General features: G+C 44.6%; 11 protein-coding genes. 3 read left to right on the top strand and 8 right to left on the bottom strand.

Annotation, left to right across the window (positions count from 1 at the left end; all coding sequences use genetic code 11):
• Positions 1 to 218 precede the first annotated feature (218 nt).
• From AC2VE5_RS09880 to AC2VE5_RS09870, 3 genes are read right to left on the bottom strand one after another with little or no spacing between them, the layout of a single operon-like run.
• The gene (locus AC2VE5_RS09880) at positions 219 to 986 is read right to left on the bottom strand and encodes an HAD family hydrolase (protein ID WP_486887578.1); all 768 of its coding nucleotides are present in this window, start codon (positions 984 to 986) and stop codon (positions 219 to 221) included.
• Positions 986 to 1,375, bottom strand: a complete 390-nt coding sequence (locus AC2VE5_RS09875) for a RidA family protein (protein WP_486887577.1) — start codon at positions 1,373 to 1,375, stop codon at positions 986 to 988. Before AC2VE5_RS09875 ends, AC2VE5_RS09880 begins: the two co-directional genes overlap by 1 nt.
• Positions 1,376 to 1,377: 2 nt before the next feature.
• Positions 1,378 to 1,812 carry an NUDIX domain-containing protein gene (locus AC2VE5_RS09870; RefSeq protein ID WP_486887576.1) on the bottom strand — a complete coding sequence of 145 codons (435 nt, stop codon included), beginning with the start codon at positions 1,810 to 1,812 and terminating at the stop codon, positions 1,378 to 1,380.
• 110 nt (positions 1,813 to 1,922) lie between these two features.
• On the opposite strand from AC2VE5_RS09870, the gene malQ reads away from it, so the two are divergent.
• Positions 1,923 to 3,476 (top strand): 4-alpha-glucanotransferase, encoded by a 1,554-nt coding sequence (malQ, locus tag AC2VE5_RS09865; protein ID WP_486887575.1) that lies wholly within the window; start codon positions 1,923 to 1,925, stop codon positions 3,474 to 3,476.
• 38 nt (positions 3,477 to 3,514) lie between these two features.
• Here malQ and AC2VE5_RS09860 read toward each other — a convergent pair whose 3' ends face one another.
• Together AC2VE5_RS09860 and AC2VE5_RS09855 are read right to left on the bottom strand one after the other, a co-directional pair.
• Positions 3,515 to 4,327 carry a helix-turn-helix domain-containing protein gene (locus tag AC2VE5_RS09860; protein ID WP_486887574.1) on the bottom strand — a complete coding sequence of 271 codons (813 nt, stop codon included), beginning with the start codon at positions 4,325 to 4,327 and terminating at the stop codon, positions 3,515 to 3,517.
• Positions 4,328 to 4,371: 44 nt separating this feature from the next.
• Entirely contained in the window at positions 4,372 to 5,166 is a 795-nt protein-coding gene (locus tag AC2VE5_RS09855) for a pseudouridine synthase (RefSeq protein ID WP_486887573.1), read from the bottom strand.
• An 86-nt stretch (positions 5,167 to 5,252) separates the two neighbouring features.
• On the opposite strand from AC2VE5_RS09855, the gene AC2VE5_RS09850 reads away from it, so the two are divergent.
• Positions 5,253 to 5,954 (top strand): LmeA family phospholipid-binding protein, encoded by a 702-nt coding sequence (locus tag AC2VE5_RS09850; RefSeq protein ID WP_486887572.1) that lies wholly within the window; start codon positions 5,253 to 5,255, stop codon positions 5,952 to 5,954.
• On the opposite strand, the gene AC2VE5_RS09845 is transcribed toward AC2VE5_RS09850, so the two are convergent.
• Both AC2VE5_RS09845 and cbiT read right to left on the bottom strand, forming a co-directional pair.
• Entirely contained in the window at positions 5,951 to 6,814 is an 864-nt protein-coding gene (locus AC2VE5_RS09845; RefSeq protein WP_486887571.1) for a phosphatidate cytidylyltransferase, read from the bottom strand. The genes AC2VE5_RS09850 and AC2VE5_RS09845 overlap by 4 nt on opposite strands.
• A gap of 106 nt (positions 6,815 to 6,920) precedes the next feature.
• Positions 6,921 to 7,523 (bottom strand): precorrin-6Y C5,15-methyltransferase subunit CbiT, encoded by a 603-nt coding sequence (cbiT, locus tag AC2VE5_RS09840; RefSeq protein ID WP_486887570.1) that lies wholly within the window; start codon positions 7,521 to 7,523, stop codon positions 6,921 to 6,923.
• A gap of 170 nt (positions 7,524 to 7,693) precedes the next feature.
• Here cbiT and tatA point away from each other — a divergent pair, with 170 nt between their 5' ends.
• The gene (gene tatA, locus AC2VE5_RS09835; RefSeq protein ID WP_486887569.1) at positions 7,694 to 7,861 is read left to right on the top strand and encodes a twin-arginine translocase TatA/TatE family subunit; all 168 of its coding nucleotides are present in this window, start codon (positions 7,694 to 7,696) and stop codon (positions 7,859 to 7,861) included.
• 189 nt (positions 7,862 to 8,050) lie between these two features.
• Here the strand turns inward: tatA and cphA are convergent, their stop codons facing one another.
• Entirely contained in the window at positions 8,051 to 10,738 is a 2,688-nt protein-coding gene (gene cphA, locus AC2VE5_RS09830) for a cyanophycin synthetase (protein WP_486887568.1), read from the bottom strand.
• Between the last annotated feature and the right edge of the window lie 92 nt (positions 10,739 to 10,830).

Genomic DNA, 10,830 nt, shown 5'->3' with positions numbered 1-10,830 from the left:
AGTAGATGAATTGAAGCTACTACTGGATAGGCTGTTAAATCAAGGCGAGTTAGTAATTGAATGGCATCGCAAGATCAAAAATAAAGGGAATAACCATCATATTGCAGCTTAAGTGCTTATTAGCTTAGCGCCCCAATCTCAACAAGAATTGTCTTATCAATTTACGGTATAGCATCCACCAGACATTACAATTGTTGGTTTAGATGTGTAACTGATAGCTAATAAGGTTTATTTTTGACCAAATAGGCAGCTAATTCACAAAATCCCTCACCTTCGGCGGCGTTTGTAATATAGGTTGGTTGATGCTGCATTTGGTTCGCATAATCTCGCACATTCGCAACGCCTACAGAATGTTTGAAGTAGCTAGGATTAAATAAACTTTCATCGTTGGGGCTATCGCCCACCGTTACAACTTGCTCTAAGCTTAATTGCGGAAAATAATCGCCCAGCACTTGGATTAATCCGGCGGCTTTATCTTGGCTTGACGGCTTAATATGACACTGTACGTTGCTGTAAGTAAAACCCCAGCCTAATTGAGCGCACAATTGTCCTAATTGTTGCAATTCTTCTACCTGCAAAGGTTGCACATCAAAAGTCCAATCCGTCAGACGAAAGCGATTATCGGCAGATTCGCAGATATGGGGAAATTCTCGCGCTAGTTTTTGAAAAAGCTCCTTTAACTGCTGTCTATGGCTAGTTAAATCGGTAATAGAGTTTAGAAGTACAGGCAAATTCTCCCCATTAGCATAGTACAAACCGCCATTTTCAGCGATCGCACCAGCTATTGATAAATAGTTCGCAAGTCCGCTTACCCATCCCGCCGAGCGTCCAGTTGTAACTATGACTTGAATGTTTGCAGCCGCCAAATCTGCAAAGGCTTGGAGTAAAGATGGCGTAAATTTACCCCCTTGGGTTAAAGTCCCATCCATATCAGTAGCTACGAGGCGAATATCGCCCAAAACCGCGTTTGTAAGTTCAGCAGCCATCAATTTACCGCAATACAATCAATTTCTACCAACACATCCTTGGGTAAGCGAGAAACTTGAACGCAAGCACGGGCGGGAGCGGTAGCTTCAGCAAAGTATTGGCTGTAGACAGAGTTCATTGTGGCAAAATCGTTCATATCTGCCAAAAATACTGTAGTTTTTACCACATTTTCGCACGTCACCCCGGCGGCGGTAAGTATAGCTTTGAGATTTGTTAGCACTTGCTGGGTTTGCTGGGTTATATCGCCAGCGCCGACAAGTTCGCCAGTGCTGGGATTGAGAGGAATTTGACCGGAAACAAATAGCATTTGTCCGCTTGCAGAAATTGCTTGATTGTAAGGACCTACGGGTGCAGGCGCAAGGCCAGTATTGATTACTTGTTTGTTCATAACTAATAAGATAGACGGGGACGAATGCCGTAATGCCTGTAACGCCAATAATCTTTTAAAATGAGATCGTGGTCAAAACATAAGTTAGCAGGAATTCGCCACGATTCAAATATTCCGTAGCTTTTAGCATCATCTCCTGCTTGGGGATCTCCGGTAGCAGTGGCTAAAAATACTACGCTCATCGTGTGGGAGCGAGGATCGCGCTTAGGATCGGAATATACCTGGAATTGTTCGATTAATTCTATTTCTAAGCCAATTTCTTCCAGGGCTTCGCGCCGCGCTGCAACTTCGGCGGCTTCCCCATAATCGATAAAACCCCCAGGAATTGCCCAGCCTAGAGGCTCGTTGTGGCGTTCAATTAGAATAATTGGTCTATGGAGGCGATCGCCAAGTTCGATAATAATATCAACAGTAGGAGCCGGATTGCGATAAGTCATTGTGAAAAGAGAATTTTATCTATTGTTGAGGATTTGAGGTTTAAATCCAGGAAAATTTTACTGTTATGGCGATCACCACCTCTTAAGATAGTTTCCAAGTAGGCTGTAGCGTGGTAGATTTTTGGCGATCGCTTTTTGAGCGCAAGTTAGTTATGCCTTTTCCTAGATCTAGTGGTATTTTGCTTCATCCTACGTCTTTTCCCGGTCGCTTTGGAATTGGCGATTTGGGCTTAGAAGCTTACAAGTTTATTGATTTTTTGGTAAAAAGCAACCAGCAATTTTGGCAAGTATTGCCTGTAGGACCTACAGGGTACGGCAATTCTCCTTATATGTCTTATTCGGCAATGGCGGGAAATCCCTTACTAATTAGTCCCGAAGCATTGCTAGAACAAGAATTACTTGCAGAGGAAGATTTTGCCAATTTGCCCAATTTTCCTACAGAAAAAGTGGATTTTGAGCAAGTAATCAACATAAAAATGCCGTTGTTGAAAAAAGCCTGCGAAAACTTCAAAGCGAAAGCCGCACCCGTACAGCAGAAAGAATTTTCCGGCTTTTGCGAAACTAAAGCTTATTGGCTTGATGACTATGCTTTATTTATGGCAATTAGAGATGCTAAAAATAATGCCGGGTGGCATACTTGGGAGCCAGAATTAGCTAAAAAGCAACCAGAAGCCTTAGAACAATGGCGGCGCAAGCTGACGGAAGAAATTTTTTACTACAAATACACTCAATTTGAGTTTTTCCGCCAGTGGTCAACCCTAAAGCAATACGCCAACATGCGCGGAATTGAAATTGTTGGCGATATTCCCATCTATGTAGCTCACGATAGCGCCGATGTTTGGGGAAATCCAGAAAACTTTTGTTTGGACGAACAAGGCAACGCGGCACAAATGGCGGGAGTCCCACCAGATTACTTTAGCGAAACTGGTCAATTGTGGGGCAATCCTGTATACAACTGGGATAAATTGCAAGAGACAAATTTTAAATGGTGGGTGCAGCGATTCCAAGCAATGCTGGACTATGTAGATATCATTCGGATTGACCATTTTAGAGGCTTCCAGGCGTATTGGGCAGTGCCACAGGGTGAAACTACAGCTATGAATGGTAAGTGGGTTGAAGCCCCTGGATCGGCGTTGTTTCACGTGTTAAATGACAAGCTTGGTAAGTTGCCTGTGATGGCGGAAGATTTGGGAGTAATTACGCCAGAAGTAGATGCTTTGCGCGATGAATTTGAGTTTCCAGGCATGAAAATTTTGCAATTTGCTTTTGGTTCCGATCCTGGCAATCCTTATTTGCCTTTCAACTACGATCGCAATTGTGTAGTCTATACTGGCACTCACGATAACGACACAACGGTAGGTTGGTTTAACCAACTATCCGCCGCAGAAAAAACCGCAGTAGAGAACTATTTAGGTTGTATTAGTCCTGATGGCATTCACTGGGATTTGATTCGGTTAGCTTTAAGTTCTGTAAGCAATCAAGCAATTATTCCCGTGCAAGACTTGCTCGGTTTGGGTACAGAAGCGCGGATGAATGTCCCAAGTTTTGGCGATGGTAACTGGCAATGGCGCTATCAATATGATGACTTAACAGAGGAGTTGAGCGACTGCCTAAAAACTCTAGTTCACCTCTACGGTCGTTCTCCTGTAGTCGCGGGAGAGTAAGAATTAGACAAGGGAGACAAATATAGTCTCCCCTTTGCTTAAAGCCTCGGTGCGGCAAAGGTTAGCTCTTGCACTTCTCCTAAATTGCCCATCTGCTTGGACTCTTTCTGATTAATTGTTAGTAATACTCCGCCCGCATTACCTGCTAACACTGTTAAGTTGTCTTTTGCAACCCAAGTACGCTGAGTTCCCGACGGCAAAAGCCCTTGAAATTGCATTTTGCCGTCGGCTACTACTCGAATCCAGGATGGCGCTTTTAGAGTAACGCCAATGTGAATTTGTTTGTTATTTTCAGCTATGGGTTTTGGGGTAGCGCTAACAGACTCTAACTTGCTTGAGTCTTTAGGTAGTGCGGGTTTTGGATGATCGGCAACCATAGGCAATTCTGGCAACTGGTTATTAGTTTGCCACTCGTTACGGCTCAAAGAGCGCGATAGGGTATTAACAGCAAACGCGATCGCAATTATATACAGCACGTACAAATGAATTGGACGCAACTGCACGATAGGTAAAATTAACCCTAATCCAGGCTTAACACCCTTGGAAATGCGATCGCTATTGCCTGTTGGAAAGCGATTAGCTAGTTGTTCTCCGTCCAAGCCTAGCGCTTCAGCGTACTGCCTAATAAACTTTTGGATATATACTGGCTCTGGCAATTGGTCTAACAAACCTTTTTCAATCGCTACCAATAAATGTTGGCGAATCAAGGTTTTTGCTGCTGCTTTTTCGATTGATAGGGCTTGTTCTATACGCTTTTGGCGCAGTTCATCTCCTATTTGCCTAAGTTTGTCGGCTTGTTGTTCCTCAATTGGACGTATTGGTTCGCTTACTTTTTTCCCACACCACTTCATTTTATCCACTCCTAAAAGCATCTGGCTCCTCAACCGATACGATGCTAATCAATCTCTTGCAAAAAGCAAATTTCTGAATCTTTAAGGTAACGATAGCAACCATCGGGCAACAGAGCGCGAAGCACGCCCTTGGGAGGATTCCCTCCGACAGACTTCGCCTCTGTTGAGGGTTGCAATTCAATCGTACCAATTGCAGTCCGATGCAAGGAAATTACGGGGTATCCTAGCTGCTCGGCAATTCGCCGAATCTGCCGATTTCTCCCTTCTTGCAAAACTATCTCTAAGCAAGTAGTTGGTTCGGAATTTTTACCTTTGGCAATTATTCCAACCGAGCAAGTACGAGTTTTTCTCCCCTCTAAGATAACGCCCTGTCGCCACTTTTGTAGCACGGTTTCGGGTGGATAACCTTTGACCCAAACATGATAAGTTTTCGGAACGCTGTGGCGGGGATGAGTAAGCTTATTTGTTAGTTCGCCGTCGTTGGTAAGTATTAACGCTCCGGTAGAATCAGCATCCAAGCGCCCTACAGGGTGAATTCCCGTACCTACTTGTAAGTTCTTTGGTAGCAAGTCGATAACTGTTTTGCGTCCTTGGGGATCGTCACAGGTAGAAACTACTCCCTTGGGTTTGTTGAGTAATAAATAAACCAGTCGGGGGCGATGGGTAGATTGAAGCAGTTTCCCGTCTACAGAAATTTTATCTACTTCAAGGTCGGCTTTAACTCCAATGCCTACTACCACCCCATTACGCTGCACTCTCCCCGCCACAATTAACGCCTCTGCTTGACGGCGAGAAGCGATCCCCCATTGGGAGAGAATTTTTTGTAATCTTTCCTCCATAGTAAGTTGGGTCTAATTTCCGCTATATATTTACAGATATTACACGGGGATTTAAGTCCCTCGCTTATTATTGATTGAACGCTTTGATGACTGATAATTCCTCTCCAAAAAAGCCCAGCCAACTAATCGCCCTGATTCTATCGCCAGCAATCGAGTTGTGGCTAAGATCCCAAGTCCAGCAAGTATCTAACCTCAAGGTACAGATAGAAGGAAAAAGTCGCCAAATTCTGAAAGGAAATATCCCTTGCGTTTCTATAGTAGCTAGTTATGCCGTTTATCAAGGGTTGCACGTAGCACAAATTCACTTAGTGGCTACAGGTATTCAAATTAATTTAGGTCAGGTAATTAAAGGTCAACCGTTACGCCTACTCGCAAAAGTACCTGTAAGTGGTAAATTGCAACTACAACAGGCGGATATTAATGCGTCCTTGCGATCGCCAATACTTGCTAAGGCTTTAACAGAAATACTACTAAAACTAGCTCCCCAAGCCGTCAATGGGCAAGTGCGCTGGGATCAAGCAACTTTTAACGATGGGCAAATAAGTTTATATGCAACTATTGCGCCAAATAGCAGCGCTCCCCAACCAATCATCCTACAAGCAGGTTTGAAACTAGCTAATTGTCAGACATTAGAGATTTTACAACCAAAAATTGAAACTACCCAAGGAGTAGCTTTAGCAAATCTGGATAACTTCAATGTTGACTTAGGTAAAGAAGTGGATTTAGATGAGCTAACTTTGCATTCTGGGGAAATTGTCTGTAGGGGCAAAATAAACGTTGTTCCCTAACTTGGTAATAAAGGCAATAGTAAAGTCACAAAATAGTAAACCAGAGGAGCGGTAAAAACGTAACTGTCCGCACGGTCTAAAATCCCGCCATGACCGGGGATTAGCTGCCCAGAATCTTTGACCCCTGCATCGCGCTTCATCATGGATTCAGTTAAGTCACCAAGCAAACTTGCAATTCCAATCAATAAACCCAATGCTAAACCCGTCCAGGGCCAACCAGACCAATCTAGATACCACGCTCCAGTTATTGCCACAACTACACTACCAAACACGCCAAATACCGCACCTTCAACAGTTTTTTTCGGGCTAATGTCGGAAAGGCGGGTTTTGCCGAAAAATTTGCCGATAAAGTAAGCACCAATATCCGCCGCCCAAATACACAAGAACGTTAGTAAAGTTATCTTTAAGCCTTGAGGTATTGCTTGCACATTTGTCCAATTTTCTGGCCAGTAGCCATTCAAGGGCAAGTTACTTACCGCATCCAAGCTGCGCATTCTTACCCAATAACTCGGCAAATAACCACCATAAAATAACCCCAAAATTGAGGTAGAAATATCTGCAATGGTGGCAAGCTTGGGTTGAAATAACAGGTAAAAACAAATAAATGTCCCGGCTACAGGCATGACAACATCGGCTAAATCGGCAGATAAAGTAGCAACAATAAGCAGCAACTGACTAACAACTAAAGTAGTTTTGGCGGCGGGAGCTATACCTGTAGCACGTACCAAATCAAAGTATTCTAACTGACCTAAATAAACGATCGCGCAAAACATCAGCGTAAAATACCACCCGCCGATGAGAGTAGCACTTAAAGCCAAAGCGATCGCAATAATTCCACTGATAAGTCGAGACCAAGACATAAGCAAAAGACAAAAAAAGGCAAAACTTAAAGCTCGTCATCCGCTCAGTTTTATTTTTTACTTAAAACTGAAACCTATACATCTAGCTTTTACTTTCATATTCGCTTTAGTCTAGCTTCTCGCCGCTGAGAATAAAAATTGGATTTACTGCCGCAAAGGTTTGTTGCATCCCCCGCTTCTCCAAACGGTTAACCGCCGATTGCACTACTTCTATGTTACGGGCTTGGAGTTCTGCCAAGGTTTGAGAAATAGTATATAAGGTTTCTAGATTACTAGCGGTGGCTACAATGCGCCCCTGGACTGGTAAGTATTTCCATACAGCTTTTAAAATATCTTTAATTGGACGACCGCCTTCAATGCAAACTCGCCCTGGGGGATTTTTTAATTGCGACAAGCATTCGGGGGCGCTAGATTCTACAACTTCGACATTTTTTACTTCAAAGATTTCGCAATTGCGTCGAATTAAATTTGCGACTTCTTCATCTCTTTCAATAGCAATAATCTTACCTTGGGGACATAGTAAGCCAACTTCTACGGGGATTGTTCCCGTACCTGCGCCAATATCCCACAATACAGAATCGCTTTGCAGCCGCAATTGAGCAATGAGTAATAGCCGAGTTTCGCGCTTGGTGAGGGGAATTCCTGGGAGGCGCTCGAATAACTCGTCAGGAATGCCAGAAGTAATGTAGGGCCATATTTGGCTAGGCATAAAACTTTAATTTGCTCGTTGGTTTTGCATCAGAACCAAGGTATACAATACCTGCATAGTTCCAGACCTACTATATAGATTTTAGTCAGGAAGCTGAATAAAAACTTTTCTCTGCTCTGACTTAGGCTTTTATAGTTAATACAGTAGGGTCCGGTTAGGAGGAAATTTTTATGTTTGGTTTAGGATGGCTGGAAGTAGGTGTAATTGCAATAGTCGCAGTTTTAATTTTTGGATCTAAAAAAATTCCCGAACTAGGTAGCTCGTTAGGGAAAACTTTACGCGGTTTTAAAGAAGAACTTAAAAGCGATGACTCTATTGTTGATGACGATAAAGAATAGAAGTTATTAGTCTGTAATATGCCTTTGAGGATGTTTGCAAAGATTTATCTGTAAAAGTGCAAGAGATTAGCGCTCCCTCCTAGCCCACGGCAATAAAGCGGGTATCGCTATGCTGCCCGCTTTTTGCCTCCCCTTTTCAAGGGAGATTTAGAGGGATCTAAAATATTTGGCTACATTTCAAGCATTCTCTTACACAATATTGGCAATAGATGATTTAACACTGCCAGAATCAACCGCCACCACTCCATTAGTTTGTCCCTTTTGTACTACCGGGCGACGCGCTTCAATTAAACTAATTGCCCGGTTGACAGTTTCAGGTAAAACTACTACTAATCCACCGCTAGGAGCCTCATCTAAAGCTTTATTAATTGCTTCGGTTTCATTTAAAACGGTTTCGCAATTGCAATCTGGCTTGACTTGCATTATCCCTTTGGCGATCAATTGGGCTGCCGATCCCCGCTCCCTTCCCCGCGTGTCGTCATCTTCTTTGATGATGATGCGATCAAATATTTGTGCCGATAGCTTGCCTAATGTGACAAAATCCTCATCGCGGCGATCGCCAGGTCCGCCAATTACCCCGACTCGCTCCCCCGGCCAATTGCGGACAAAGCCGCCCAAGGCTTCGTAGCTGTGGGGGTTGTGAGCGTAGTCTACGAGGGCGTGATAGCCCCCTAAATCGAACATATTCATTCTGCCAGGGGTTTGGCTTACTGAAGCGCGGAAGGTAGTTAAACCCGCGCGGATTTGCTCGATTGTTACGCCTTGAGCAAAAGCTGCCACACTAGCCGCTAAAGCATTGGCAATCATAAAGGGCGCTCGTCCTTCCATTGTTAATGGGACGTGGACCGCCTGCTCAATTCGCAGCGTCCAATCGCCTTTTAAAATCGACAAGTAGCCGTTTTCGTATACCGCCGCTAATCCGCCTTGCTGGACGTGCTGTTGCACCAAAGGATTATTGAATTGCATGGTGAAGTAGGCAAGATTGGAAGTAACGCGCGATCGCATTTGGGCTACTAATTCGTCATCAGCATTGAGTACGGCATAACCCTTTGGCAATACAGCTTCCGCTACCACACTTTTTAAGTGCGCCATCTGATTTACGGTGTCAATATCCCCAATACCCAAATGATCCGCCGCCACGTTTAGGACTATGCCCACATCTGCCGCATCAAAAGCTAGTCCAGAGCGCAGAATCCCCCCCCGTGCCGATTCTAAGACAGCAATTTCGACAGTGGGATCTTGCAAAATTAGTTGAGCGCTTTGGGGACCTGTATTATCTCCTGGCTCTACTAAATAATCGCCGATATAAGTACCATCGGTAGTTGTAAAGCCGACCGTCTGCCCGGTTTGCTTCATAATATGCGCCAGCAGCCTAGTAGTCGTCGTTTTGCCATTTGTCCCGGTGACTGCCAATATTGGGATGCGGCTGGGTTTCCCTGGCGGAAATAGCATATCTAAAACCGCTCCAGCTACATTACGGGGTATGCCTTGACTGGGGCATAGGTGCATTCTGAAGCCTGGTGCGGCGTTTACTTCCACAATTACGGCATCTACTTCTCGTAATGGTCGGCTAATATCCGTCGTAACAATATCGATCCCCGCAATATCTAAACCAATTATTTTCGCTACTCGTTGCGCCAGCCAAACATTTTCTGGATGAATATCATCGGTACGATCTACGGCAATCCCACCCGTACTGAGGTTTGCTGTTGCCCGCAAGTAGCATATCTCGCCTTTGGGTAGCACAGAAGTTAGCTCGTAGCCTTGCCTTTCTAAGAGGGCAACACTGGTACGATCTATGGCAATGCGCGTTAAGACATTATCGTGTCCCTCACCCCGGTGGGGATCTTGGTTAATGATTTCAATTAGTCTAGCTACCGTGTTTTCTCCGTCACCAATCACGTGAGCGGGTACGCGCTCGGCAACGGCTACTACTTTACTATCGACCACCAGCACCCGATGGTCGCGCCCAACATAATAGCGTTCGACAATTACTGACTTTGAAATTTCTTTGGCGGCATCGTAGGCGTTTTCTGCTTCTTCTCGTGTGCGAATATCGATCGTAATCCCTCTGCCATGATTGCCATCAAGGGGCTTAATGACAATTGGATAACCGCCGACATCTTCCAGCGCTTGGGTTAATTCGTCTAAGTAGTTAATTACTGTACCTCTAGGTACAGGCACTCCGGCATTAGCAAGGATGCGCTTAGTACCTTCTTTGTCCGAGGCAAGCTCTACGCCCAATATCCCCGTGCGATCGCTCATTGTTGCCTGCAATCGATGTTGATGAACGCCGTAGCCGACTTGAATCAAAAAGCGAGTATCCAAAGCCATCCAGGGAATCCCTTTCAACTGGGCTTCTGTGACAATCGATTCGGTGCTAGGTCCCAAAGACGCATCTTGAGCCAATTCTCTCAAGTCTTGCAAATCTTGCTCTAGATCTTGTTTGGCATAACTACCCTTTTCGACAATACTCTGACACAGGCGCACGGCGGCTCTAGCGGCATAACGTCCTGCTTGTTCGTCTTGATACTCAACTACTACTTGATATATTCCCGCGCTTGATGTCTCGCGGGTACGACCAAACCCTACTTGCATTCCCGCCAGTTCTTGCAATTCTAGGGCTACGTGTTCGATGATATGCCCCATCATCGTGCCTTCTCGTACCCGGCTAAAAAAACCACCCCGGCAGCCTGGAGAGCAAAAGTGTTCTTCTAGACTGGGCAAGGCGGCAACTAAACCTGAATAAAAATCAGGAATTTCATTAGAGGGCAATTCTGCAAGTTCTTCCAAATCGAGCCGCATGACTATGAGTTTGTGGCGTCGAATACTCCAATAGTTGGGACCGCGTAACGTCTGGATTTTTAATATTCTCATGTCTATATGCGTTTATTGATTCGCCACAATTAAATAGTTTCCACCTGAAGATAACTAATTAACTGTTCATAGATAACAGTTTCTTGGTCATC

The organism is Aliterella sp. E5.1 (assembly GCF_057473825.1).
Note: the sequence above shows the minus strand (reverse complement) of the source record. Positions and strands in the feature narration are given on the sequence as shown.